The following is a 24517-nucleotide window of genomic DNA, read 5'->3' as shown; positions in this document are numbered from 1 at the left end:
ACGGGGCCCTGCCCACCATCAGGTGGGCAGGGCCCCGTTCGGCCAGCGCGCGAGGTGTCAGCGAGCGTTCAGGTAGCGCTGCAGGGCGCGGACGGTGTCGCGGTCGAGGTAGCGGGCGCCGTTGCGTGGTGCGCCGATCGTGGTCTGCAGGGCGCGCACCGTCTTGGGGCCGATGATGCCGTCGGGAGCCGAGCCGACCCGGCGCTGCAGGCGCTGGATGTCGGTGCGCGAGAGGCTGCCGTTGACCGAGCCGCCGACCCAGCGCTCGATGGCGGCGTTGGTGAGCGGGCCGCGGATGCCGTCGACGGCCAGCGTCCCCGCCGAGCTGGTGGCGCGGGCCGGGACCGCGGTGCGTGCGCTCGACCGCGAGGCAGCCACGGTCGAGCCCGCGTTGACGGCACCGCCGTTGGTGCGGGTGAGGCCCGCGACGACGCTGCAGTGCGGCCAGGCGCCGGGGCCCTGCACCTGGAGGACCTTCTGGGCGACCAGGATCTGCTGGGCCTTGCTCGCGCGGTCGGCGGTGTAGGCGTAGCGCTGGCCGCCGAACGCCTTCCACGTGCTGTACGAGAACTGCAGGCCGCCGTAGTAGCCGTTGCCGGTGTTGATGTTCCACCGGCCGCCGCTCTCGCAGCTGGCGAGGCGGTCCCAGACGGTGCCGGCCTGGGCGCCGGAGGCGGTGGCGAGGCCGGCGCCGACGGTGGCGACTCCGGCAACAGCGACGCCGGCCATGCGCCGGCGGACGGGACTCTGCTTCCGAGCGGAGTGCTTCGGGGCATAGAACATGCGCGGGGATCCTCTCCTGACGTGCGCCGAAGAGGTGAGCTGTCGGGTTCGGGCTGTCAGGCGCCCGGCCGGCGGACCGGCTTCACCCCAAGGCCCGCCGGAGCGGGCCGAGTTGGTTCCCCCACCCTCGTCCTGCCCGGGGATCTCCCGGCGAAACACCCGCCGGACGAGGTTAGGCGCTGCGGGTGTGCGTGCTTGGGTGTGCTGTGTGAAGTTGTGAGACCCGGGAGAAACGCGCTGAACCCGGCGGCAATCGGTGCCAAGCGACGACGGTACCGGGGGTTGTCGAATCGCGACAAGCAGTTCGCCGTAATCCGTTCGTGATCTTTTCGCGGCCCGCCTCGGCGGGTTTTGACCGGGTATGCCGCTGGCGCGGTGTCGCGCCGCGACGTCACCGCCGTCGGGCTCGGCGTTTCTGGACCATCCGGTGGTCGAACGGCGCGCCGAGGAGCTCCCCGAGCGTGGTCCCGGTGGCGATCGCCAGCAGGACCGCAAACGCCCCCAGCAGCGTCGTGATGCCGCCCTGCAGGGAGAGGCTGCCGGCGTCCGCCGACGCGTGCGTCACCATCTCGTAGAGGCCGCGGAAGATGGCAAGACCCGGCAGGAGGCCGTAGGACGCGGGCACGACGAGCACCATGGCCGGTGCCCCCATCCGCAGCGCCACCAGCCGCCCGGCGAACCCGAGGGCGATGCTGGCCAGGCCCGCTGCCGTCAACGCCCCGAGACCGGGCACGAGGCTCACGACCAGCGACAGGCCGACCCCTGCCCCGCAGAGGAGGCCCGTCGGCAGGACCAGCTCGCGCCGCGAGCGCAGCGAGACGGCGCCCGCCAGGCCCACGACGATGGCCCCGAGCACACCGAGCACCACCGGCGCATCGGTCGCCCTCAGCTCGAGGATGCTGGGCGAGGCCAGCGACAGGTCGAGGGCAGCCGTCAGCTTCAGCGTCATCGACAGCGCGGCTGCGACACCCAGGATGATGCCCGCCGTGGTGAGAAGCACGCCGAACATGCGGCCGGCTCCCGTCACCGAGTAGCCCGAGATGACGTCCTCGAACGCCGAGGCGACCGTCCGCCCGGGGAGGAGCACCACGATGCCGCCTGCCACGATGTAGGCGAAGTCGGCCGAGCTCACCGGCAGCGCGCCGGCCGCCCCCACGGAGAACGCGCCCCACGCGATGGCCGTGGCGATGAACCCGCCGATCGCGCACTGGTAGAACTCGGGGAGGCCCCGCGCCCCCAGCCTGCGGGCGGTGCTGTCGACGAAGACGGCCGAGACGCCTGCGACGAGCGAGGCGAACAGCGAGGCACCGAGCATGATCGCGACCGCGGCGGACAGCACCCCCATCGAGCCGTGCACCACCCAGCGCGGCCAGAACCGCGGCATCCGCCGGATCTCCCGCAACCGCGCCGCGGCCGCCTCACGGTCGTAGCTGCCGGCCACGAGGTTCTCGACGAACTCGTGCACGGCGACGAGCCGGGCGAAGTCGCGCGTCGCCGAACGCACGACGCGCAGCATGGTGATCTGGCCGCCCGAGCTGGTCGTGCACTGGACGAGCAGCGACTGCAGGGTGATGTCGACCTCGAGGTTGTCGAGGCCGGCCGCGGCGGCGACCGCGGTGACGCTCGACTCCACCTGCGGCGCGCCCGCCCCACAGCGCAGCATCAGCTCGCCCACCCGCAGCGCCAGGTCGAGCGAGGCCCGGGCCTCCCGCTCCTCCGCGGCGGCGGCGAGCACGCGGGGGTTGCGGTAGGGCGTCAGGCGCAGGGAGTCGGCGATCGGCAGGGTCTCGGTGAGCTCCTCGCCGCGCCACAGGCCACGCGGCACCCGCGGCCGGCGCGGCAGGGCCCGCCGCTCCGGCAGGCTCGACTGACCGGCAGGGCCCTCGGCAAGATCCGTCATCGGCGGCTCGTCATCGGCGTGGGCCCACCCCTGCCCAGATCTCCGAGGGCGCCTGCCACGGCCACCACAAGGGCGCGCCGGCGCGCTGGTAGGACCACAGGGCGAGCCCGGCCGCCACCACCAGGCCCAGCACCACCGCCACCTTTGCGCCCCGGGCGCCGGGGGCGAGGCCGCGCACGACGCTGCGGGTGCCACGACGCAGGGCGGCTCCCCCCGGTCCCCACCACGCCACGAGGGCAGCGAGCAGGCCACCCACGGCGATGGGCACGGCGGTGTTGGGCTCCGGCGAGCCCCCGGTCACGGCGACGGTCGCGAGCGCGGTGCTGAAGACCGCCGAGACCCCGACCAGGAGCGGCAGCAGGAGCCCGCCGAGCGTTCCCAGGGCCCCCACGACCACGTGCCAGGGGCTGGCCGCCACGGCCAGCGGCACGTCGCTGCGGCGCCGGCCCCGGTGGTGGCGCCGCATCACCAGCGACGTCACCGAGCGCTCCGCCGTGCGGGCGGTCCAGCACCAGAGCACGACCAGGACGGCGCCGACGGCGGGCCAGGTGGCCGTGACCGCGACGACGGCGACCAGCAGCGCGAGCAGCGTGCCGCTGCGCTGCGGGCGCCCGATGCGCGGGTCGGGCTCGCTGGGGTCGGCGTCCCACGCCGCCTGCCAGTCGGAGACCTCGTCGGACTGCGCCTGCGGTGGGTCCCAGTGGGCGAGCACGCTGCGGTCGTCCACCGGCGCCTGCCGCTCGTAGGGCTCGTGGTCGACGGGCAGGGACAGCGGGCCCAGTGCGGGCGGCTCCTCCCACGCCCGGGTCGCCCGCTGGTCGATGACCTGGGTGTGCCGCGCGGGCAGCGCCTCCGTGGCCGGCTTGCCGGCGGCGTAGCGCTCCAGCCCCTCGACGACCTCGTCGGCGTCGGGCCGCCGGCGCGGGTCCGGGGACAGCGCGGCATACAGCAGCGGCGAAAGCCGCGGGTCGACGCCGGAGAGGTCGGCCTCCCCGCGGCTCACCCGGCTCAGCACGACGTCCATGGGGCCGCGCCCGAACGGTGGCGTGCCCGAGGCTGCGAAGGCGAGGGTGGCCGCCCAGCCCCACCAGTCCGTGGCCTCGGTGACCTGCGCACCCTCGACCACCTCGGGGCTGAGGTAGCCCGGCGTGCCCATGACCAGGCCGGTCATGGTGAGGCGCACGTCGTCGGCGATGTGGGCGATGCCGAAGTCGATGACGACGGGGTCGCCGTCGAGCAGCAGGACGTTGGCCGGCTTGAGGTCGCGGTGCACGACGCCCGCGGCGTGGATGGCGTCGAGCGCCGCCGCGAGCCCCCGGCCCAGGCGCAGAAGGTCCTGGCCGGCGAGCGGTCCCTGCTCCTTGACCACCTCGTCGAGCGAGGGCCCCGGCACGTAGCGGGTCACGACGTACGGCCGGTCGCCGTCGAGGTCGGCGTCGATGACCGCTGCCACCCGCGGGTCCTGCACGCGGCCCAGCACCTCCACCTCACGCGCCAGCCTGGACCGCGCGTCGGAGTCGTGGGCGATGTGCGGACGCAGCAGCTTCAGCGCGACGGCGCGGCCGCTGCGGTCGAGCGCGAGGTGCACGACGCCCATGCCGCCCTCGCCCAGCTGCTGCACGAGGCGGTAGGGGCCCACGCGCCCGCTCCCGGGCAGGCCGACAGAGCCGTCGCCGCCGCCGATCGCCTCCGTCGTCATGGCGCCTACGTTAGGCCGACTCCCTGTCAGCCGTCAGAGCGGCTCACTGCTGGATGTAGCCGACCAGCTGGTCGCGCTCGGCCTGGAGCTCGTCGATGCGGTTCTTGACGATGTCACCGATGCTGACGATGGCGCGCAGCTTGCCGTCGACCACCACGGGCACGTGCCGGATGCGCATCTCGGTCATGGTGAGGGCGAGGTCCTCGAGGTGGTCTTCGAAGTCGCAGGTCTTGACGTCGGTGGTCATGATGTCGCTGACCGTCGCCTCCAGGATGCTGGCGCCGTCGGACGCCAGCCGCCAGACGACGTCCCGCTCGCTGACGATGCCGGCGACGTGCTCGCCGTCCTCGCTGACCACCAGCGCACCGATGCGATGCTCGCCGAGCAGCGCGAGCAGCTGCTGGACCGTGTCGTCGGGTCGCACCGTGACCACCGTGTCGCCCTTGCGGCGCACCACATCCGAGATCTTCATGGTCCGACGGTAGACCGCCCCGGGGGACGGCGCTAGGGAAACTGTGGCAGGACGGGAGGCAGCACGCGGGGGACGGCTAGGACATCTGTCGTTGGTGCAGGTCAGGAAGGCTCGGCATAGGGTTGAGGAAACCTCCGCACGTGCCTGGGGACCTCAGCGCGTGCCCGCACCCGCAGCACCTTGGAGATGATCCTGTGTCCGGCAGCACCCGCACCTTCGACCTGGTCGTCGCCGCCAACCGCCTGCCCGTCGACCGCGTGGTCCTGCCCGACGGCGGCATCGAGTGGCGCCGCAGCCCGGGGGGTCTCGTGACCGCCATGGAGTCGGTCATGCGCGGCCGCGACGGCGCCTGGGTGGGCTGGGCCGGGGAGTCCGGCGACGCCCCCGAGCCGTTCGACGAGGACGGCATGTACCTGCGGCCGGTGCCCCTGTCCGAGGAGGAGGTGGCCGACTACTACGAGGGCTTCAGCAACGACACCCTGTGGCCGATCTACCACGACGTGATCGTGCCGGCCAGCTTCCACCGCTACTGGTGGCACGCCTACGAGCGGGTCAACCGGCGCTTCGCCGAGGCCGTCTGCGAGGTCGCCGCCGAGAACGCCACCGTGTGGGTCCACGACTATCAGCTGCAGCTCGTCCCCTCGATGGTCCGCGAGATGCGGCCGGACGTGAAGATCGGCTGGTTCAACCACATCCCCTTCCCGCCGGTCGAGCTGTTCGCCCAGCTGCCGTGGCGTCGCCGGCTCGTCGAGGGGCTGCTGGGGGCGGACTTCCTCGGCTTCCAGCGGGTGGCTGACGCGCACAACTTCCTGCGCGCCTGCCGCCAGCTGCTGGGGCTGAACACCAGGGGCGACACCGTCACCGCGACCTTCGACGACGGTGAGACCCGTGTCGTGCGGGCCAGCGCCATCCCCATCTCGGTCGACTTCCGCGGCCTCGAGGAGCTGGCGCGCACCCCCGAGGTCGTCCAGCGGGCCAAGGAGATCCGCGAGTCGCTCGGCAACCCCGAGACGATCTTCCTCGGCGTCGACCGGCTCGACTACACCAAGGGCATCCGGCACCGGCTCAAGGCCTACGCCGAGCTGCTCGAGGACGGCGCCGTCGCGCCCCCCGACCAGGTCTTCGTGCAGGTGGCCACCCCCAGCCGCGAGCGGGTCGACGCCTACCGCGAGTTGCGCGAGGAGGTCGAGAAGGAGGTCGGCCGGGTCAACGGCGAGTTCGGCGACATCGGCTCCGCCGCGGTCCACTACCTGCACCACTCCTATCCCCGCGACGAGATGGCGGCGATGTTCCTCGCCGCCGACGTCCTGCTGGTCACACCCCTGCGCGACGGGATGAACCTCGTGGCCAAGGAGTACGTGGCCTGCCGTCACGACGGGGGCGGCGCGCTGGTGCTCTCGGAGTTCACCGGTGCGTGGCACGAGCTGCACCAGGCCTACGTCTGCAACCCGCACGACATCGCCGGGCTCAAGCAGACGATCATGACCGCCCTGACCGCCCCGGAGTCGGAGCGCCGCCGCCGCATGAAGGCCATGCGTCGCCGCGTCGCCGACCACGACGTGCAGCGCTGGGCTGCCCGGTTCCTCGAGGCCCTCGAGTACGCCCCGGCCAGGCCGGCACGCACGACCCGCGAGCAGCGGGCCGACGACGCGCACGCCGCCGCCGACAGCGTGGCCGAGCAGCGGCACCACGCCGCGCACGCAGGGGTCTCCCGCTGATGTCGGTGCCCGCCGAGCTGAGCGCAGCCCTCCAGGCCTTCGCCCGGCTTCCGGAGGTGCTGGTCGCCACCGACTTCGACGGCGTGCTCGCGCCCTTCGTGCAGAACCCGATGGACGCCCGCCCGCTCCCGGGCACCATCGACGACCTCGTCGCCCTCGCGGGCCTCCCCCACACCCACACCGCCGTGGTGTCCGGGCGCGACCTCGACGCGCTGACCGAGCTGACCGGCCTGGAGGACGGCAGCCCCGTCACGCGCATCGGGAGCCACGGCGCCCAGAGCAGCCACGACGACGACCCGCACGACCTCACGACCGACCAGCGGCAGCTCCTCGAGCGGCTGACCGGCGACCTGCACGGCGTGGTCGAGGAGCACCCCGGGGTGCGGCTCGAGCACAAGCCTGCGGCCACCGTCCTGCACACCCGCGGCGAGGAGGAGGCCGTCGCCGAAGCGGCGGTGCGTTCCGCGTTGGAGGTGGCCGGGCGGCATACCGGAGTGAAGGTGCTCCAGGGGAAGAACGTCGTGGAGATGTCGGTCGTCACGGCCGACAAGGGCACCGCGCTGCTGGCGCTGCAGGAGAAGGTGGGCGCCGAGGCCGTCCTCTACTTCGGGGACGACGTCACCGACGAGCACGCCTTCGAGGTCATGCGCAGGCCCGACGTGAGCGTCAAGGTCGGTGGGGGCGACACGGCGGCGCGCCACCGGGTCGAGACCTCCGAGCAGGTCGCCGAGGCCCTGCGCCTGCTGCTCGCGCTCCGTCGCGAGGCCACGTCGAGCTGAGCGTCAGGAGCGGGGGCGGGCGGCGCCGGTCGAGCCGCGGACCACCAGCTCGGGACGGAAGATGTACTCCGCGCGCGGGGCCGGCTCCCCGGCGATCTCGTCGAGCAGGGCCCGCACCGCGGCCTCGCTCATGGCCTGCACGCTCTGGCGGATCGTCGTCAGCGGCGGGTCGGTGAAGGCGATGAGCGGCGAGTCGTCGTAGCCGACGACCGAGAAGTCGTCGGGCACCTCGAGGCCCATCCGCCGCGCTGCCCTGATGGCGCCGAGCGCCATCAGGTCGGAGCCGCACACCACTGCGGTGCAGCCCTTCTCGATCAGGCGGGTGGCCGCCGTGTCACCGCCCTCGACCGAGAACATCGTCTTCTCGATGAGGGGCTCGACGTCGTCGCGACCGAGCAGTGACTTCATCGAGTTGCGGTAGCCGGTGATCTTGCGGATGACGGGCACGTAGCGGTCGGGGCCGATGGCCAGGCCGATCTCCTTGTGCCCCAACGCCACCAGATGGGTGAGGGCCAGCTCCATCGAGGCCACGTCGTCGTTCGAGATGAACGGCGCGTCGATTCCCTCGTGGTAGCCGTTGACGAGCACGATGGGCAACCCGCGCTCACGGAGCTTCTCGTAGCGCTCGGGATCCGTTGTGGTGTCGGCGTGCTGGCCGCTGACGTAGATGATCCCGGCGACTCCGCGGTCGAGCAGCATCTGCACGTACTCGTCCTCGTGCACCCCGCCCGGTGTCTGCGTGCAGAGCACCGGCGTGAACCGCAGCCGGGCCAGCGCCGTCTCGATGATCTGGGCGAACATCGGGAAGATCGGGTTGGTCAGCTCGGGCACGATGAGCCCGACGAGCCCCGCACTCTTGCGCCGCAGGCGGGAGGGCCGGTCGTAGCCCAGGACGTCGAGCGCGGTCAGCACGGCCTGCCGGGTCGACTCCGCCACGCCGGGCTTGCCGTTGAGCACACGGCTGACGGTCGCCTCGCTGACGTCCGCGTGGGCGGCGATGTCGGCCAACCGTGCCTTCACTCGCTCACCGTCCATGTCCACACCGAGACCTGCGGGCCGTCTGCCTGCAGGCTCATTCTGCCCTCATCGAAAACCGGGGCGTCACCGTATCTGGCAACTCCGGCCTCGATGCCCGGCAGGCGAGACGTGGCGACCTGGACAGCGTCGTGCGCATGACGGGCGCAGTGCACCAGCGCCACCTCGGTGGGCGACTCGCGCAGGAAGACGAGGGCGTCGTCGTCGGCGTGCACCCAGCGGATGCCACCCTCGCGCAGGGCCACCGACCCGTTGCGGGCGGCGATGAGGCCGCGGTAGGCATCCAGCAGCGCGGTGTCCCAACGCTGCTCGTCCCACGGCATGGGGCGACGGCCGTCCTCGCCGAACTCCCCCTCCATGCCGATCTCGTCGCCGTAGGTGAACATCGGGATGCCCGGCAGGGTGAAGAGCAGCCCCGCGGCCACCTCGACGTGGCGGACGTCGTCGACCAGGGTGCGGATGCGGGTGGTGTCGTGCGAGCCGACGAGGTTGAAGCTGTGCCGCACCGTGCTCCACGGCACCATCGCCGTGAACTCGCGCATCGTCTCCATCACCGAGTGGCCGCCGAGCCGCGGCACCATCAGCGGGGAGCCGAGGAACTTCGGCGCGTGGCCGCGCGCGCGGAGCCAGGTCCAGATCGGCCGGGTGAAGCCGGCGTAGTTCATCACGCCGTGCCAGCCGTCGCCCTGGGCGTCCTGCGTGTAGTCGTGGCAGTGCTCGCCGACGAGCAGAGCGTCGGGGGCGGCCTCCTCCATGGCGAGGCGCATCTGCCGGGCGATCTCGGCGTTGCGGTCCTGCCCGCGGTAGCGGCCGGTCATGTTGGCCACGTCGACCCGCCAGCCGTCGAGCGGGCTGTCCCCGGTGAGCCAGCGGCGCACCACCCCTGCCTCGTCCTCGAAGACACGGTGGCGCAGGTCGTCGCTGTCGTAGTTGAGCTTCGGCAGCGACTTCACCCCGAGCCAGGCGACGTAGTCGCCGTCCTCCCAGAAGTAGTACCCGTGCTCCTCGCTCTCGGGGTCCTGCTGGGCGGTGACGAACCACTCGTGCGCGTCGCCGGTGTGGTTGGTCGTGAAGTCACCGAGCACGCGCATGCCGCGCGTGTGGCAGGCGTCGACGAGCCGGGCGAGCGCCTGGTCGCCACCGAGCACCGGGTCGACGTGGTCGAAGCTCGACGCGTCGTAGCGGTGGTTGGAGCGTGCCGGGAAGAACGGCGTCAGATAGACGACGTTGACGCCGAGCCGCTCGAGGTGGTCGAGGTGCTCGACGATGCCGTCGAGGTCGCCCCCGTAGAGCTGGGTCGCGATGACGTCCTGCTCGAGCAGCACCGGCTCGTCCCAGCCGCGCGGCACGGCCCAGTCGGGCACCTCGCGCTCGTCCTGGCCGGCCGAGCGGCCGAACCGGTCGGGGAAGATCTGGTAGACGACGGCTCCGCTCGCCCAGGCGGGCGGGGCGCCGAAGGCGGTGAGGCGGAAGTCCGCGGCGTCCGGCACGTCGCGGTGGTGCACCCCCGTGCCGTTCAACCACTGGTATGCCGTGGGGCCGCCCTCGAGGATGAACCGGTAGTTGGTGACGGGGTTGTGCACGACGATGTCGGCCGCCCACCAGGTGTCGCTCGCGGTCTCGCGCTCGACGACGGCGTCGACGAAGAACGGCTCGGCGTCGGGCGTGAGGCGGACGTGGACGGCCGTGACGTCCGCCGCCTTCGGCACGCGGACACGCACGGTGACGGTCTCCCCCAGCGCCGGGTGGGGGTTGGAGACGTAGAGCGACGAGCCGTCGTGGTGCGGTTGGGCGAGCAGGTCGTGGTGTGGGTCGAAGCGGGGGTCGAGGGCTGCGTCGGAGGGGCTCACTTCACCGAGCCCTGGGTGAGGCCGCCGACGAGGTAGCGCTGCGCCCCGAGGTAGAGCAGCACGACCGGCAGCGAGGCCAGCAGCGCGCCGGTGGCGAACTGGCCGAAGAGACGGTTGCGCTCGTTGCCGACCGTCATGCTGTAGAGGCCCACGCTGAGGGTCTGGCTGTCGACGTCGCGCAGGAAGATGCTCGCGAGGATGAACTCGCTGTAGAGGCCGACGAACCCGAGCATGAAGACGGTGACGAGGATCGGCATGACCAGGCGCAGCGTCATGGTGAAGAAGATGCGCGCGTGGCTGGCACCGTCGACCTTGGCGGCCTCGTCGAGCTCGCGCGGCACGGTGTCGAAGTAGCCCTTGAGGAGCCACACGTTGGCGCCCATGGCTCCACCCATGTAGACGAGCAGCAGACCCCAGACGGTGTTGAGGCCGAGGGCCGGGATGATGTCGCCGATGGCCGCGAAGGTGATGTAGAGCGCCACGAAGGCGAGGAACGCCGGGAACAGCTGGAGCAGCAGCAGGGCCAGCAGGCCGGGGCGGCGGCCGGTGAACCGCATCCGCGAGAAGGCATACGCGGCACAGGCGCCGATGAAGGTCTGGGCGAGCGCCCCGACGAGGCCGATGACCAGCGAGTTGCGGTACCACGTCGCGTAGGGACGCGACGCGTCGTTGAACAGCGTCTCCAGGTTGGTCAGCGAGAACTCCGTCGGGATGAGCGAGCTCGTCGACAGCGTGCCGGCCGGGTTCAGCGCGGCGGAGATGAGGAACATGACGGGGAACAGCGCCCACACCAGGACGACGGCCACGAGCACGTAGCGCCACCACATGCTGCCACCCCCGACGGTGCGGGTACCGGTACCGGACCGCTGCGGACGGCGCCGGGCCTCCGGCGTGACGGTCGGGACGGTGGTCTGCACTCCGGTCGACATGTCAGTTGACCTCTTCCAGGGACTTGGTGCGGCGGAATCCGGCGTAGCTCATGACGCCGACGATCAGGAAGATGAAGATCGAGATCGCCGACGCCAGGCCGTAGTTGGGGTTGACGCCGCTGAAGGCGATGCGGAAGGCGTAGGTGATCAGCAGGTCGGTGGACCCGATGCTGGTGTCGCCGGAGGTGAAGGGGCCACCCTCGGTCATGAGGAAGATCAGCGTGAAGTTGTTGAAGTTGTAGGCGAACGACGCGATCAGCAGCGGGCCGACCGCCACGAGCAGCAGCGGCATGATGATCGACGTGACCGTGCGCACGGGGCCGGCGCCGTCGATGCGGGCCGCCTCGCGGACATCGCCCGGGATCGACTGCAGCGCGCCGGTGCACACGAGGAACATGTAGGGGAAGCCGAGCCAGAGGTTGGCGATGAGGATCGCCGCCTTGGCCGCCCACGGGTTGCCCAGCCAGTCGACGTTGAGCCCGGTGACGTTGTTGATGAGCCCGTAGTCCTGGTTGAACATCGACATCCACAGCAGCGCCGTGACGAAGCCGGGGATCGCGTAGGGCAGGATCAGGATCGAGCGGTAGAGGCTCTTGCCCCGCAGCCGCTCGTCGTTGAACAGCAGCGCGAGCAGCATGCCCATCATGAACGTCGACAGCACCGAGATCAGCGCGAAGGCGACGTTCCAGGCGAAGATCTTCACGAAGCCGGCGCGGATGGTCTCGTTGGTCACGAGGGTCTTGAAGTTCTCCCAGCCGACGTTCTCCTTCCAGCCCTGCGGGAAGGCCTCGCCCTGGCCGTCCTCGGGCACCCAGGAGGCGTCGCGCGGCACGTAGGTCTTGCCGGTCGCGGTGTCGGTGAGCTTGTCGGCGGACTCGTCGTAGGTGACGGTCGCGCGGCCCTCGAAGGCCTCGCTGAGGCCGATGGCCTTGATGCCCCCGTCGCCCTTCGGCACGGCGAACTCGCCGAGGTCCTTGCCGCGTTTGTTGACCTGCTTGGCGTCGAGGATGGTGAACCCGGGGGCGGCGGTGATCTTGCCGGTGGTGGTGGCCTCGACCCCGTCGGCGGGCAGGTCCTCGAGACCTTCCGCGGTCCCCTCCAGGTACTTCCCGTCCGGGTCGGTGAGCAGGAACGTCAGGTCGCCGGTGGCGGGGTCCTGGCCCTCGGGGACCGCGATGCTCAGCCGGTAGCGCGGCGAGCCCGGGACCTCCTGCACCGAGTTCGCGACGATGTTGGCCGTCGCGTCCTCCTTGCTGAGGAGGTGGCCATCGCCGTAGTTGGTGAAAGCGGTGGCCGCGGTGTAGGCGATCGGCCAGATCTGGAACGCGACGAGCAGGAGCATGCCCGGCAGCAGGTACTTCAGGGGCACCGCTCGGCGGGTGGCGTAGACGGCGACGACCGCCATCACCACGAACGCGATGAGCACGACGAAGAGCGCGTGCCCCTGTTCGACGAGCCGCCACGAGACGAGCGTCCCGAACGCGACGACGAGGGCGATGGCCGCCCACTTGACGACGACGACCCACGCCGGCGCCGGGCCGGAGCGGGCGGAGGGGTCTCCGCGGAACGTGGTGTCAGCAGCCATGGGCGCTCTCCTGGGACGGCTGCCGCTGCTCCGGTGGCGGCCAGCGGCGTTGGTGGCGGACGGGCGCGTGGCCCGAGGTGGTGCGGTGGTGCGGTTGGTGCGGTGGTGCAGCGGTATGCCGGGTGGTCACCACGGGCGGTGACCACCCGGCATACGTCACGCGGGAACTGCTCGGGAGAACATCAGCCCTTGGCGATGTTCGCCACGATCTCCTTCTGGGCCGCGTCGAAGCGGGCCTTGGCGTCCTTGCCGGAGATGACGTCGGCAGCAGCCTGGCCGAGCGGGCCCCAGACCGAGTTCATGGCGGGGATGTTCGGCATGGGCTTGCCGTCCTTGCCGGCCTCGAACCACGCCTTGACGTCCGCGTCCTTGGCGGAGACCTCGTCGTAGGCCTCCTTCAGGGCCGGCGGGCGGCCACCCTGCTCGAAGAGCGCGAGCTGGACGTCCTTGCGCGGGACGTAGTTGGTGACGAACTCCTGTGCGAGCACGGCGTTCTTGGCCTTGGCCGAGACGTAGAACATCTGGACACCGAGGAACGGCTGCATCTGGCCACCGCCGGCCAGCGAGGGCAGGCTGGTGATCTCGTACTTGATGCCGGCCTTCTTGGCGTTCGGCACCGACCAGGGGCCGGTGATGAAGAACGGCGCCTTGCCGCTGGTGAACAGGCCCTCGGCGTTGTCGTCGCCGACGTTGGTCGACAGGATCTTCTTCTTGCCGAGGTCGGCGAGGACCTGGGCGCCCTTGACGGAGCCCGCGCTGTTGACGATCACCTTGTTGGCGTCGTAGTCGCCGTTGGCCTTGGTGGCGAAGATGCCACCGTCGAAGGCGCTCAGGTAGGGGTAGCTGTAGTAGGCGTTGCCGGTCTTGCCGACGGCCTGGATGAGCACGTTGGTGACCTTGCCGCCCGACTTGGCCTTGGCGTCGGTGCCCATCTTGACGAGCTCGTCCATCGTCTTCGGAGCGGTGGGGGCCAGCTCGGTGTTGCGCATGAGGCCGATGTTCTCCACGGCGTAGGGCACGCCGTAGGTCTGGCCGTTGAACTTGGTCGCGGCGATGGAGTTCTCGGAGAACTTGCCCGCGACGTCGGCGGAGAGCTGGATCGGGGCGACGGCACCGTTCTGCACGAGCTCGCCGAGCCAGTCGTGGGCGCCGACGATGACGTCCGGGCCCTTGCCGACCTTGGTCGCGTCCTTGAACTGCTCACGGGTGTCGACCGAGATCTGCACGGCGACCTTGACGCCGTTCTCCTTGCCGAACTCCTCGGCGTACTTCGTGAGGATCGGCGCACGGTCGGCGTCGCTCCAGATCACGAGGTCGGCCGCAGCGTCACGGACGGGGGCCTCGGTGCCGGTCGGGGTGGGCGCCGGGGCAGAGGTGGTCGTCTCGGAGGCCGAGCTGGTCGAGGCCGAGGGGGAGGCGGCCTCGCCGCCACCGCCGCAGGCGCTCATGAGCAGCGCAGCGACACCCGTCACGGCCGCTGCGCCGAAGGCACGCTTGTGCATGAATTCTCCTTGGTGTGCGCAGGGCGCGTCCTTGCGGCCCTGACGGTGGCAGGAAGATAGCAAGAACTTTCAGCAAGACTGGCGCTAGCGCTGCAAGTTCTTGCACACGATTCGGTAACTCCTGCGCGCCGCAGCAGCCGCCGACCCGTACCCCGGCTCCGCCGCCCCATGGTGGACCGGTTGTGGCCAAATGTCGCGTCGTAGGACAGACTGACGCCACCGCGGGCACCGACGCCCGCAGGTTTTCACCTTTACAACGGATCGTCCGGCACGTTCCTGCCGGTGAAGGAAGGCAACGACGCCATGGCCACAGTCAAGTTCGACGAAGCGACCCGGATCTACCCGGGCAACGACACCCCCTCGGTCGACAAGCTCAACATCGACATCGAGGACGGGGAGTTCCTCGTCCTGGTCGGCCCCTCCGGGTGCGGCAAGTCGACGTCCCTGCGCATGCTCGCCGGCCTCGAAGAGGTCAACGAAGGCAAGATCTGGATCGGTGACCGCGACGTCACCAACCTCTCCCCCAAGGACCGTGACGTCGCCATGGTCTTCCAGAACTACGCGCTCTACCCGCACATGTCCGTCGCCGACAACATGGGCTTCGCCCTGAAGATCGCCGGCGTCGACAAGAGCGAGATCAACAAGCGCGTGCAGGAGGCGGCGAAGATCCTCGACCTCGAGCCCTACCTCGAGCGCAAGCCGAAGGCCCTCTCCGGTGGCCAGCGCCAGCGCGTCGCCATGGGCCGGGCCATCGTGCGCCAGCCGCAGGTGTTCCTCATGGATGAGCCGCTGTCGAACCTCGACGCCAAGCTCCGCGTGCAGACCCGCACCCAGATCGCCTCGCTGCAGCGCCGCCTCGGCGTCACCACGGTCTACGTCACCCACGACCAGATCGAGGCCATGACCATGGGCGACCGCGTCGCGGTGCTCAAGGACGGCATCCTCCAGCAGTGCGACACCCCGCGCCGCATGTACGACCACCCGAACAACGTCTTCGTGGCCGGCTTCATCGGCTCCCCCGCCATGAACCTGCTCGACGTGCCGGTGGTCGACGGTGGCGTGAAGCTCGGCACGGGCACCTACCCGGTGGCGCGCGAGCACCTCAAGGAGGCCCACGGCCAGAGCGTCACCATGGGTGTGCGGCCCGAGGACCTCAACCTCACCACCGAGGGCCAGGGCATCCCGGTCGTCGTCGACGTGGTGGAGGAGCTCGGCGCTGACGCCTACATCTACGGCACCGCCCACGAGGCCAAGCAGCACCAGGACTACGACGAGTCCGGCGCCGACCTGCCGCAGCGGCCGTTCATCGCCCGCGTCGACGGCCGTCGCCCCCCGCAGAAGGGTGAGACCGTCTACCTCGCCCCCAAGGAGGGCCACGTCCACATGTTCGACGTGGAGAACGGCAACCGCCTCGGCGACTGACACGACGGCTCGGTGCTCGGTCGCCGTCGCAACCGGCGACTGACCACCGACCGCATCGTGGGAGGGCGGCACCCGTGAGGGGTGCCGCCCTCCTCGCATCTGCCACGATGGCTGCGTGGCACTCGAGATCACCGCAGCCCGACCGGACCCGGCCCTGCTCGACCTGCCGTGGCACCTGCCGCTCGAGACCTGGCCGGAGGAGCACCTCGCCGCCCTGCCGCGCGGCATCTCACGGCACGTGGTGCGCTTCGTCCGGCTGTCGCACCGGGTGCTGGCGGTCAAGGAGATCAAGACCGACATCGCCTTCCGCGAGTACCACCTGCTCCGGGCACTGGGCCGCCTCGACCTGCCCTGCGTGGAGCCGTTCGGCATCGTGAGCGGCCGCGAGCAGGAGGACGGCACGGCCCTCGACGGCTGCCTCATCACCCGCCACCTGCAGTTCTCCCTCCCCTACCGCGCGCTGTTCAGCCAGACCCTGCGCCCGGACACCGCCAAGCGCCTCATCGACGCCCTCGCCGTGCTGCTCGTGCGCCTACACCTCGAGGGGTTCTGGTGGGGAGACGTCTCCCTCTCCAACACCCTCTTCCGGCGCGACGCCGGCGCGTTCGCGGCATACCTCGTCGACGCCGAGACGGGCGAGCTGCACCCGAGCCTGACCGCCGGGCAGCGCGCGCACGACCTCGAGATCGCCCGGGTCAACATCGCCGGCGAGCTGATGGACCTCGAGGCCGGCGGGCTGCTCCACGAGGCCGCCGACCCGATCGAGACGTCCAACCGGATCGTGACGCGCTACACCGACCTGTGGGAGGAGCTCACCGGCCTCGAGCGCTTCGAGAAGGGTGACCGCTGGCGCGTCGACGAACGGATCCGCCGGCTCAACGAGCTCGGCTTCGACGTCGACGAGCTGGCGATCTCGACCGACATCGGCGGCACCACGATCCAGATCCAGCCCAAGGTCGTCGACGCCGGCCACCACTCCCGCCGCCTGCTGCGCCTCACCGGCCTCGACGTCGAGGAGAACCAGGCCCGGCGGCTGCTCAACGACCTCGACTCCTTCCGTGCCTCGCAGGACCGCCAGGGTGAGGACGAGGAGATCGTCGCGCACGACTGGCTGGCCAAGATCTACGAGCCGGTCACCCGCACGGTCCCGCGCGAGTACACCGCCAAGCTGGAGCCGGCCGAGATCTTCCACGAGGTGCTCGAGCACCGCTGGTACATGTCGGAGAAGGCCAACCACGACGTGCCCATCGAGGACGCGATCAAGGACTACGTCGCGACGGTGCTGCCGGGCAAGCCCGACGAGAAGTCGGTGCTCGGCGTCGACACCGTCGAGATGCCGGTCGTGGCCATGCTCGGCGACGAGATCGGGGAGAGCTGAGCCGCCTGCGCGCTCCGGCCGCCCCTCAGTAGCGCGGCATCGACTGGGCCTCGAACCAGTCGCTCGAGTCCTTGCGCCACAGGAAGTAGACCGCCAGCGCCCCCACGAGGGTCGTCAGCGCGGACACCGCGAAGGCCAGTGGCATGGCACCCACCTGGGGCAGACTGGCGAGCAGGAAGACCGCGTTGAGGGCGAACAGCACCGTCGCCACGATGCGCGCCCAGCTGCGGCCCGTCCCGTTGGCCCATGCCATGAACAGCCACAGAGCCAGGGCGATGATGCCGAAGACGATGCCCATCGCCACACCGAGCGTGACGAACCCGTCGATCTGTTGGGGCGTGAGGCTTTCCGGCTGCCCGGCCATGGCGTCCTCGATGGACCGCCGCATGACGTCGTCGCTTGCCGGCGTCAGGAGCAGGCTGACGACGCTGAGGCCCGCCCCGGCCCACATCAGCCGCACGGCGTTGGTGGCCGACTGCGGCCGCGCGAGGTTCGCCTGGCCGGCCGGCAGTGGCGGGGTCGGCATGGGCCCGGACGCGGGCGGCATACCGGGGTAGCCCCCGGGCGACGGCGTTCCGGGGTAGCCGCTCGACGGCGGCATGCCGGGGTGGCCCTGGGACTCGGGGGGCGGCGGGTACGGACTGCTCATGACTCTCCTTGGTCGATGTCGGTGGCGAGGACGTCAGGCCCCGGGACACGAGCGCGCCCCGCGTGACCGCCTCGTGAGGCGGGCGCGGGGCGCGATCCGACGCTGCCGCACGGGCAACAGCCATCGGGCTGAGCCGGGCGTCAGGCGTTGGAGTTGGCCGTCATCGCGCCGGTGGCGATGAGGATGACCCACGTGATGAGGCCGAGCACCAGGAAGATGGTGCCGATGATGCCGCAGATCCGGCCCGCGTTGACCGTGCCACGGTTGGAGTAGGCACCGGGGTTGGCGTCGATCTCGCGGATCGCGTTGTTGCCCATGATCCACGCGACCGGGCCGAGCAGCTGGACGCAGACGATCGACAGGATGCCGAGGATGAGGATCAGGGTGCCCTTGGGGTGCTCGCGCGGACCCATCGGGCCGGACCCCTCGACGTAGCCCGGGGCGGGCGGCGGTGCGGAGTAGCCGCCGCCACCGGGAGGCGGCGGGTAACCCCCGCCACCGGGCGGCGGAGGCGGCGTGGAGCCGGAGTCGGACATGCGGTTCCCTTTCGCTGGCGCTCCCCCTTGGGCGCGACTGCAGCGAACGCTAGCGGAATCCTCCCCTTATGAGCGGGTTGCCCCGGCCGCGCGTCGCCGGGCGATCTCGTAGAGGGTCACGCCCGTCGCGATGCCCGCGTTGAGCGACTCCACGGCCGACGACATGGGGATCGAGACGATCTGGTCACACGTCTCGCCGACCAGACGGGACAGACCCTTGCCCTCCGAGCCCACCACGACCACGAGCGGCTCGGTGGCGAGCGCCAGCTCCGGCAGGGCGACGTCGCCGTCCATGTCGAGGCCGAGGATGAAGAAGCCGGCCTTGCGGAAGTCCTCGAGGCTGCGGGTGAGGTTGGAGGCCAGGGCCACCGGCACCCGGGCGGCGGCACCGGCCGAGGTCTTCCAGGCACTGGCGGTCATGCCCACCGACCGCCGCTCGGGGACGACGACCCCGTGACCGCCGAAGGCCGCCACCGACCGGATGATCGCGCCGAGGTTGCGCGGGTCGGTGATGCCGTCGAGGGCCACGACCAGCGGGATGCCCGGCGCCTCGGGGTCGATGAAGTCGGACGGGTGCGCGTACTCGTAGGGCGGCACCTGCAGCGCCAGGCCCTGGTGGACCGCGCCGTCGGTGAGCCGGTCGAGCTCCCCGCGCGGGGTCTCCAGGATCGCGATGCCGCGCTCGGTGGCGATCTTGAGCGCCTCGCGCACGCGGTCGTCGGCGTCGATGCGGCCGGCGACGTACATCGTCGCCACCGGCACGTCGGCACGCAGCGCCTCCACGACGGAGTTGCGGCCGGCCACCATCTCGCTCGAGGCCTTGGATCGCCGTCCTCCCGAACGGCCCTGGCCGGGGCGGGACGCGCCGGTCCGCTTGTCAGCGGCCTTGGCCATCTTGTGTGCCTTGTGGTGCGGCCGTTCGGTGGCCTTGGGCGTCGGGCCCTTGCCCTCGAGTCCGCGGCGACGCTGACCGCCCGACCCGACGGTGGCGCCCTTCTTGGAGGCGCCCTTGCGGATCGCCCCTCGGCGCTGGGAGTTGCCTGCCATGTGTGCCTCTCAGCCTTCGGTGCGCCGGGCGAGCGACCAGGTCGCACCCGAGGCGGTGTCTTCGATGTGGATGCCGACCGCGTTCAGCTGGTCGCGGATGGCGTCGGCCGTCGCGAAGTCGCGGGCCGCCCGGGCGGCAGCGCGCGCCTCGAGCTGCGCCCCGACAAGGGCGTCAAGGGCCAGCTGGGCCTCGTTGCCGCCGTTGGAGGCGCCACCGTCCCAGCGCGGGTCGAGCGGGTTGACGCCGAGCAGGTCGGTCATCGCCACGACCTGGGCGAAGGCCTCCGCCACGCCCTCGTCGTCACCGTCGTCGAGCGCCGTGTTGCCCGCGCGCACCGTCTCGTGCACCACCGCGAGCGCACCCGAGACGTTGAGGTCGTCGTCCATCGCCTCCGCGAAGGCCTCCGGGACGCGGCTGTGGTCGGGGGTGTTGTCGGCGGTGCCGTTCAGCGAGCGCATCGCCCGGCGCAGGAAGCCGTCGATGCGCTCGACGGCGGTGTCGGCCTCCTGGAGGGAGCCCTCGTGGTACTCGATCGTCGAGCGGTAGTGCGCCGCCGTGAGGTAGTAGCGGACCGCCAGCGGGCGGGCGACCTTCGTGACCTCGCTGACGACGAGCGAGTTGCCGAGCGACTTGCTCATCTTCTCGCCGGCGACGGTGACCCAGGCGTTGTGGAGCCAGAAGTTCGCGAAGTCCAGCCCCGCGGCGCGCGACTGGGCCTGCTCGTTCTCGTGGTGGGGGAAGCGCAGGTCGACGCCGCCGCCGTGGATGTCGAAGGCGTCGCCGAGGTACTTGCGGGCCATCGCCGAGCACTCGAGGTGCCAGCCCGGTCGTCCCACACCGAAGGGGGTGGGCCAGGAGGCGCTCACCGGCTCGGTCTCCTTGCGGCCCTTCCACAGCGCGAAGTCGCGGGGGTCGCGCTTGCCACGCGGGTCGGCGTCCTCGGCCGCCGCCATGTCCTCGATCTTCTGGTGGGTCAGCGAGCCGTACTCCGGGAAGCTGCGCACGTCGAAGTAGACGTCACCGCTGCCGTCGGGAGCCGGGTAGGCGTGGCCCTTCTCGATGAGCACCTGCATGAGCTCGACCATCTCGGGCACGTGGCCGGTGGCGCGGGGCTCGTAGGTCGGGGGCAGCACGCCGAGCAGGTCGAGCGCCCTGGCCGTCTCGATCTCGTTGCGGTACGACAGCGCGAACCACGGCTCGCCAGCCTCCGCCGACTTGGCCAGGATCTTGTCGTCGATGTCGGTGACGTTGCGCACCAGGGTGACCTGGTAGCCGTGACGGCCCTCGAGCCACCGACGCAGCACGTCGAAGGCGACGGCGAAGCGGACGTGACCGATGTGCGGGGCGCTCTGGGTCGTGAGCCCACAGATGTAGATCCCCACCTGACCGGGCACCAGGGGGGTGAAGTCGCGCAGCTGGCGCGCGGCGGTGTCGAACAGGCGGAGGCTCACGCGCGCAAGGTTACCCGCGGGTGCGTCCCCCGGACTAAACGAGCAGCAGGCTCACCCGGCCCCAAGCCCATCGCTCGGCGCTGGCTCAGCAGAGGTTGCTGCCGCAGGGGCATGCAGCAACGTGGGTGCCCGGCAGCAACTCGTGCTAGCAGAGGTTGCTGCAGGAAGGCTCGGGCTCAGTGGCCGCGGTCGACCCACTCCTGCAGGTGGGGCGCCTCCGCCGCGATCACCGTCGAGTCGCCGTGACCGGTCAGCACCACCGTCTCGTCGGGCAGGCTCAGCAGCTTGTCGCGGATCGAGTCGATGATCGTGGGGAAGTCGCTGTAGGAACGCCCCGTCGCGCCGGGTCCGCCGTTGAACAGGGTGTCCCCGCTGAAGAGCACGCCCAGCTCCGGGGCGTAGAAGCAGCAGGCGCCCGGCGAGTGCCCCGGGGTGTGGATGACGTGCAGGTCGACGTCGCCGACGGTGATGACGTCGCCGTCCTTCAGCTCACGGTCGGGGGTCACCGGGTAGAGCTGGTCCCACAGCACCCGGTCCTCCGGGTGCAGGTATGCCGGCGCACGGGTCGCGTCGCACACCTCGCCGACCCCGTTGATGTGGTCGTTGTGCGCGTGGGTGCACAGCACGCCCACCACCTTCCGCTCGCGCGGGATCGACTTCACGATCCGGCGGGCGTCGTGCGCCGGGTCGATGACCACGCACTCCTTGTCGTCGCCCACGATCCAGACGTTGTTGTCGACCTCCCACGAGCCGCCGTCGAGCTCGAAGGTGCCCGAGGTGACCAGCCGCTCGACCCGCACGCCGCCCTTGGACGGTGCGAGGTCCGGCATACCGGCGGTGTCGCTCACAGGACCACCACCGAGCGGAGCACCTCGCCGCGCTCCATCTTCTCGAACGCCTTCTCGACGTCGCCGAGGCCGATGCGCTCGGTGACGAAGGCGTCGAGGTCGAAGCGGCCCTGGCGGTAGAGGTCGACCAGCATGGGGAAGTCGCGGCTCGGCAGGCAGTCGCCGTACCAGCTCGACTTCAGCGCACCGCCGCGGCCGAAGATCTCGATCATCGGCAGGGTCACCTGCTTCTCGGGCGTCGGGACGCCGACCAGCACCACGGTGCCGGCGAGGTCGCGGGCGTAGAACGCCTGCTCGTAGGTCTCGGGCCGGCCGACCGCCTCGACCACGACGTCGGCGCCGAACCCGCCGGTCGCCTCCTTGATGGCCTCCACCGGGTCGGTCTTGGTGCTGTTCACGGTGTGGGTGGCGCCGAAACGCCTTGCGGCGTCGAGCTTCTCGTCGTCGATGTCGACGGCCACGATGGTCGTCGCGCCGGCGAGCTGGGCCCCCGCGATGGCCGCGTTGCCCACGCCGCCGCAGCCGATGACGGCGACCGAGTCGCCCATGCCCACGCCGCCGGTGTTGACAGCCGCGCCGAAGCCGGCCATCACGCCGCAGCCGAGCAGGCCGACCGCGGCGGCGTCGGCCTCGGGGTCGACCTTGGTGCACTGGCCCGCGGCGACGAGGGTCTTCTCGATGAACGCCCCGATCCCCAGCGCCGGGCTCAGCTCGGTGCCGTCGGTGAGGGTCATCTTCTGCTTGGCGTTGTGCGTGGCGAAGCAGTACCACGGCTTGCCCTTCTGGCAGGCGCGGCACTGGCCGCAGACCGCTCGCCAGTTGAGGATGACGAAGTCGCCGGGTGCCACGTCGGTCACGCCCTCGCCGACCGCCTCGACGATGCCGGCCGCCTCGTGGCCGAGCAGGAAGGGGAACTCGTCGTTGATACCGCCCTGCTTGTAGTGCAGGTCGGTGTGGCACACCCCGCAGGTGTGCACCTTGACGACGGCCTCACCCGGTCCCGGGTCGGGCACCACGACGTCGACCACCTCGACGTCGGCGTCCTTGCTGCGGGCGATGACTCCCTTGACGGTCTGGGGCATGCGGTCCTCCTCGGGTGGGCCAGGGGTCGGTATGCCGCCACCCTACGGCCCGTGCCGAGCCCCGGCGCGGGCGCAGCTGGGCCGAGGCAGACCGCTTCTCGGGGCTGGGAACACCTGCTCCACCCGCGGAACCACCACACCGCCCGGAGAGGGGCCCTTCGGCTCTCCCCGGCGGCACGGGGTGGGCGCAGCCTGAGGCCGTTGGAAGGAGGTGTACTGATGAAGCTGACATTCCGGGACGCCATCGCCTCCCTGCTCATCGTGGCCATCGCGGTGCCGTACGTCGGCTACCTGGTGTACGACGAGATGCCCTTCATCGAGGACGCGCGCGGCATGTCCGCGGTCGGCCTCGTGCTGGGAGCCATCGCCTTCCTGGTGCTCCAGAGCGGCAACGCCGACGACCGCGTCGGCGCCGGTGAGGGTGTGGCAGCGATCGTGTCGATGAGCCTGGGCCTGGCCGCGCTGCTGCTGGCCGAGACGGCCGCCGCCGAGGTCCTCCTCGCGGTCTTCATGGGCTCGATCCTGCTGGTCTACGCCTTCGAGGTCGCCGACCACGCGGGGCTGGTCCACGCCCACGCCGGGCCCCACGCCCACTGAGGCCCAGGCGACGCGGCCCTGCGCAACGAGGGGCCGGTGCACCGCACCGGCCCCCTCTCCCTGCCGGTCGTCACCCGACCGGGTGGACCAGGGCGGTCGCGATCGCCGCGGCTCCCTCACCACGGCCGGTGAGGCCGAGCCCGTCGGTGGTGGTGCCACTGACCGACACCGGCGCGCCGCACGCCGCCTCGAGGGCGGCCTGGGCCTCCTCGCGGCGCGTGCCGATCTTGGGGCGGTTGCCGACGACCTGAACCGCGACGTTCCCGATCTCGAAGCCGGCCTCACGGACCAGGCGAGCCGCCTCCGCGAGCAGCGCGACACCCGACGCCCCGGCCAGCTCCGGCCGCGAGGTCCCGAAGTGTGCGCCGAGGTCACCGATGCCGGCGGCCGAGAACAGTGCGTCACAGGCGGCGTGCGCGGCCACGTCGGCGTCCGAGTGGCCCTCGAGCCCGCGCTCCCCCGGCCAGAGCAGCCCGGCCAACCACAGCTCGCGCGCGCTGCCCTCTGGTGCGAAGGCGTGCACGTCGACGCCCACGCCCACCCGCGGCATACCGGTCTGCCTCATGGGCGCCATCCAACCACCAGCCGATCAGTCGGCTGCGTAGTCGTACGTGACCGAGGTCAGCAGGGTGTGCCGCCGCAGCTCCGGAGCCGACTCCGAGGGGCCTTCCGAGCGGGCGTACGCCCAGAACAGGTGGCGCTGGCGACCCGGCGCGCCGGGCACGGCGGCATACGCACTGGCGCCCGAGCCAACGATGCGCAGGTCGTTGTCCACGGGTGCCTGCGGCACGCCCTCGAGGCAGGACTGCTCGACCTCGCGGGGCGCGACGGCCAGGCCGAAGCGGGTCTGGGCCTGCTCGGCCCAGGCCCGCACCTCGGCACAGGCCCGAGGGAGCCCCCCAGCCGGCACCGTTCGGCGCCACGCGACCGTCGCCGAGGTGGGGTCCTTCGCCGGGTCGAGGTGCACGACGGCACGACCCAGCCGCAGGACGCTGGGGGGCGGCCCCTCGCCAGAAGACGGGGCCAGCAGTGACTGCGGGGCGCTGGGGTCCTCCACGACCCACGACGCGGAGGGCGCCCCGAGGGCGGCGAGCGCCGCAGCGCCCTTCTCGACGGGCGAAGGCCCGTCGGTGCACCCGGTGAGGGAGGAAAGGGTCGCCAGGGCGAGGGCGAACCACACCCGCCTGGTCAGGCCCCCGGCTGCGCGCACAGAGCACAGCATGGCGGCTGGCGACCGGGCCGGCCACGTTTCCG

At 71.3% G+C, this 24517-nt stretch carries 22 protein-coding genes and 1 riboswitch; of the genes, 5 read left to right on the top strand and 17 right to left on the bottom strand.

The features are described from left to right. Nucleotides 1-57: 57 nt before the first annotated feature. The 4 genes from P0Y31_RS04990 to P0Y31_RS04975 form a co-directional block, all read right to left on the bottom strand. Nucleotides 58-783: a transglycosylase family protein gene (locus P0Y31_RS04990; RefSeq protein ID WP_275866936.1), complete on the bottom strand. Its 726-nt coding sequence runs from the start codon at nt 781-783 to the stop codon at nt 58-60. Between the two features lie 9 nt (nt 784-792). Next, a riboswitch (cyclic di-AMP (ydaO/yuaA leader) is annotated at nt 793-972 on the bottom strand. A gap of 202 nt (nt 973-1174) precedes the next feature. Next, nucleotides 1175-2683, bottom strand: a complete 1509-nt coding sequence (locus tag P0Y31_RS04985; protein ID WP_275866935.1) for a threonine/serine exporter family protein — start codon at nt 2681-2683, stop codon at nt 1175-1177. Between the two features lie 10 nt (nt 2684-2693). After that, the gene (locus P0Y31_RS04980) at nt 2694-4382 is read right to left on the bottom strand and encodes a serine/threonine-protein kinase (RefSeq protein WP_275866934.1); all 1689 of its coding nucleotides are present in this window, start codon (nt 4380-4382) and stop codon (nt 2694-2696) included. Between the two features lie 43 nt (nt 4383-4425). Further along, the gene (locus P0Y31_RS04975) at nt 4426-4854 is read right to left on the bottom strand and encodes a CBS domain-containing protein (RefSeq protein ID WP_275866933.1); all 429 of its coding nucleotides are present in this window, start codon (nt 4852-4854) and stop codon (nt 4426-4428) included. A 194-nt stretch (nt 4855-5048) separates the two neighbouring features. Between P0Y31_RS04975 and P0Y31_RS04970 the strand changes: the two genes are divergently transcribed. Both P0Y31_RS04970 and otsB read left to right on the top strand, forming a co-directional pair. Beyond that, entirely contained in the window at nt 5049-6572 is a 1524-nt protein-coding gene (locus P0Y31_RS04970; protein WP_275866932.1) for a trehalose-6-phosphate synthase, read from the top strand. Then, complete coding sequence (otsB, locus tag P0Y31_RS04965; RefSeq protein ID WP_275866931.1) at nt 6572-7351, top strand: trehalose-phosphatase; 780 nt, start codon at nt 6572-6574, stop codon at nt 7349-7351. Before P0Y31_RS04970 ends, otsB begins: the two co-directional genes overlap by 1 nt. 3 nt (nt 7352-7354) lie before the next feature. On the opposite strand, the gene P0Y31_RS04960 is transcribed toward otsB, so the two are convergent. The 5 genes from P0Y31_RS04960 to P0Y31_RS04940 form a co-directional block, all read right to left on the bottom strand. Then, nucleotides 7355-8371, bottom strand: coding sequence for a LacI family DNA-binding transcriptional regulator (locus P0Y31_RS04960; RefSeq protein ID WP_275866930.1), 1017 nt, complete (start codon nt 8369-8371; stop codon nt 7355-7357). Continuing rightward, on the bottom strand, nt 8368-10236 hold the full coding sequence (locus P0Y31_RS04955) for a glycoside hydrolase family 13 protein (protein WP_275866929.1): 1869 nt from the start codon (nt 10234-10236) through the stop codon (nt 8368-8370). Before P0Y31_RS04955 ends, P0Y31_RS04960 begins: the two co-directional genes overlap by 4 nt. Next, nucleotides 10233-11165: a sugar ABC transporter permease gene (locus tag P0Y31_RS04950; RefSeq protein ID WP_275866928.1), complete on the bottom strand. Its 933-nt coding sequence runs from the start codon at nt 11163-11165 to the stop codon at nt 10233-10235. The genes P0Y31_RS04955 and P0Y31_RS04950 overlap by 4 nt, the downstream gene beginning before the upstream one ends. 1 nt (nt 11166) lies before the next feature. Beyond that, entirely contained in the window at nt 11167-12750 is a 1584-nt protein-coding gene (locus P0Y31_RS04945) for an ABC transporter permease subunit (protein ID WP_275866927.1), read from the bottom strand. Between the two features lie 182 nt (nt 12751-12932). Continuing rightward, nucleotides 12933-14252, bottom strand: coding sequence for a maltose ABC transporter substrate-binding protein (locus P0Y31_RS04940; protein WP_275866925.1), 1320 nt, complete (start codon nt 14250-14252; stop codon nt 12933-12935). Nucleotides 14253-14555: 303 nt separating this feature from the next. On the opposite strand from P0Y31_RS04940, the gene ugpC reads away from it, so the two are divergent. Both ugpC and P0Y31_RS04930 read left to right on the top strand, forming a co-directional pair. Further along, nucleotides 14556-15674 (top strand): sn-glycerol-3-phosphate ABC transporter ATP-binding protein UgpC, encoded by a 1119-nt coding sequence (ugpC, locus tag P0Y31_RS04935; RefSeq protein WP_275806763.1) that lies wholly within the window; start codon nt 14556-14558, stop codon nt 15672-15674. A gap of 115 nt (nt 15675-15789) precedes the next feature. Further along, nucleotides 15790-17052, top strand: coding sequence for a DUF4032 domain-containing protein (locus tag P0Y31_RS04930; RefSeq protein ID WP_275866924.1), 1263 nt, complete (start codon nt 15790-15792; stop codon nt 17050-17052). Between the two features lie 25 nt (nt 17053-17077). Here P0Y31_RS04930 and P0Y31_RS04925 read toward each other — a convergent pair whose 3' ends face one another. The 6 genes from P0Y31_RS04925 to P0Y31_RS04900 form a co-directional block, all read right to left on the bottom strand. Beyond that, entirely contained in the window at nt 17078-17701 is a 624-nt protein-coding gene (locus tag P0Y31_RS04925) for a hypothetical protein (protein ID WP_275866923.1), read from the bottom strand. A gap of 140 nt (nt 17702-17841) precedes the next feature. Continuing rightward, nucleotides 17842-18237 carry a hypothetical protein gene (locus tag P0Y31_RS04920; protein WP_275806754.1) on the bottom strand — a complete coding sequence of 132 codons (396 nt, stop codon included), beginning with the start codon at nt 18235-18237 and terminating at the stop codon, nt 17842-17844. Nucleotides 18238-18303: 66 nt separating this feature from the next. Beyond that, on the bottom strand, nt 18304-19284 hold the full coding sequence (gene rlmB / locus P0Y31_RS04915; RefSeq protein WP_275866922.1) for a 23S rRNA (guanosine(2251)-2'-O)-methyltransferase RlmB: 981 nt from the start codon (nt 19282-19284) through the stop codon (nt 18304-18306). Nucleotides 19285-19293: 9 nt separating this feature from the next. Beyond that, complete coding sequence (cysS, locus tag P0Y31_RS04910) at nt 19294-20736, bottom strand: cysteine--tRNA ligase (RefSeq protein ID WP_275866921.1); 1443 nt, start codon at nt 20734-20736, stop codon at nt 19294-19296. A gap of 176 nt (nt 20737-20912) precedes the next feature. Further along, nucleotides 20913-21566 carry an MBL fold metallo-hydrolase gene (locus P0Y31_RS04905; RefSeq protein ID WP_275867113.1) on the bottom strand — a complete coding sequence of 218 codons (654 nt, stop codon included), beginning with the start codon at nt 21564-21566 and terminating at the stop codon, nt 20913-20915. 14 nt (nt 21567-21580) lie between these two features. Beyond that, a complete protein-coding gene (locus P0Y31_RS04900; RefSeq protein WP_275866920.1) occupies nt 21581-22666 on the bottom strand; it encodes an S-(hydroxymethyl)mycothiol dehydrogenase in 1086 nt (361 codons plus the stop codon). 219 nt (nt 22667-22885) lie between these two features. On the opposite strand from P0Y31_RS04900, the gene P0Y31_RS04895 reads away from it, so the two are divergent. After that, nucleotides 22886-23263 (top strand): hypothetical protein, encoded by a 378-nt coding sequence (locus tag P0Y31_RS04895; protein ID WP_275866919.1) that lies wholly within the window; start codon nt 22886-22888, stop codon nt 23261-23263. 70 nt (nt 23264-23333) lie between these two features. Here P0Y31_RS04895 and ispF read toward each other — a convergent pair whose 3' ends face one another. Further along, nucleotides 23334-23828, bottom strand: coding sequence for a 2-C-methyl-D-erythritol 2,4-cyclodiphosphate synthase (gene ispF / locus P0Y31_RS04890; protein WP_275866918.1), 495 nt, complete (start codon nt 23826-23828; stop codon nt 23334-23336). Nucleotides 23829-23852: 24 nt separating this feature from the next. Further along, complete coding sequence (locus tag P0Y31_RS04885) at nt 23853-24473, bottom strand: hypothetical protein (protein ID WP_275866917.1); 621 nt, start codon at nt 24471-24473, stop codon at nt 23853-23855. Nucleotides 24474-24517: the final 44 nt, after the last annotated feature.

It is taken from the genome of Knoellia sp. 3-2P3, assembly GCF_029223115.1.
Lineage (GTDB): Bacteria > Actinomycetota > Actinomycetes > Actinomycetales > Dermatophilaceae > Pedococcus_A.
Note: the sequence above shows the minus strand (reverse complement) of the source record. Positions and strands in the feature narration are given on the sequence as shown.

Coding starts and splice junctions, on each gene's coding strand:
- P0Y31_RS04990 (WP_275866936.1), bottom strand. CDS start 783: ATGTTCTATGCCCCGAAGCACTCCGCTCGGAAGCAGAGTCCCGTCCGC.
- P0Y31_RS04985 (WP_275866935.1), bottom strand. CDS start 2,683: ATGACGGATCTTGCCGAGGGCCCTGCCGGTCAGTCGAGCCTGCCGGAG.
- P0Y31_RS04980 (WP_275866934.1), bottom strand. CDS start 4,382: ATGACGACGGAGGCGATCGGCGGCGGCGACGGCTCTGTCGGCCTGCCC.
- P0Y31_RS04975 (WP_275866933.1), bottom strand. CDS start 4,854: ATGAAGATCTCGGATGTGGTGCGCCGCAAGGGCGACACGGTGGTCACG.
- otsB (WP_275866931.1), top strand. CDS start 6,572: ATGTCGGTGCCCGCCGAGCTGAGCGCAGCCCTCCAGGCCTTCGCCCGG.
- P0Y31_RS04950 (WP_275866928.1), bottom strand. CDS start 11,165: ATGTCGACCGGAGTGCAGACCACCGTCCCGACCGTCACGCCGGAGGCC.
- P0Y31_RS04945 (WP_275866927.1), bottom strand. CDS start 12,750: ATGGCTGCTGACACCACGTTCCGCGGAGACCCCTCCGCCCGCTCCGGC.
- P0Y31_RS04940 (WP_275866925.1), bottom strand. CDS start 14,252: ATGCACAAGCGTGCCTTCGGCGCAGCGGCCGTGACGGGTGTCGCTGCG.
- ugpC (WP_275806763.1), top strand. CDS start 14,556: ATGGCCACAGTCAAGTTCGACGAAGCGACCCGGATCTACCCGGGCAAC.
- P0Y31_RS04925 (WP_275866923.1), bottom strand. CDS start 17,701: ATGAGCAGTCCGTACCCGCCGCCCCCCGAGTCCCAGGGCCACCCCGGC.
- P0Y31_RS04920 (WP_275806754.1), bottom strand. CDS start 18,237: ATGTCCGACTCCGGCTCCACGCCGCCTCCGCCGCCCGGTGGCGGGGGT.
- rlmB (WP_275866922.1), bottom strand. CDS start 19,284: ATGGCAGGCAACTCCCAGCGCCGAGGGGCGATCCGCAAGGGCGCCTCC.
- P0Y31_RS04905 (WP_275867113.1), bottom strand. CDS start 21,566: ATGCCGGACCTCGCACCGTCCAAGGGCGGCGTGCGGGTCGAGCGGCTG.
- P0Y31_RS04900 (WP_275866920.1), bottom strand. CDS start 22,666: ATGCCCCAGACCGTCAAGGGAGTCATCGCCCGCAGCAAGGACGCCGAC.
- P0Y31_RS04895 (WP_275866919.1), top strand. CDS start 22,886: ATGAAGCTGACATTCCGGGACGCCATCGCCTCCCTGCTCATCGTGGCC.
- ispF (WP_275866918.1), bottom strand. CDS start 23,828: ATGAGGCAGACCGGTATGCCGCGGGTGGGCGTGGGCGTCGACGTGCAC.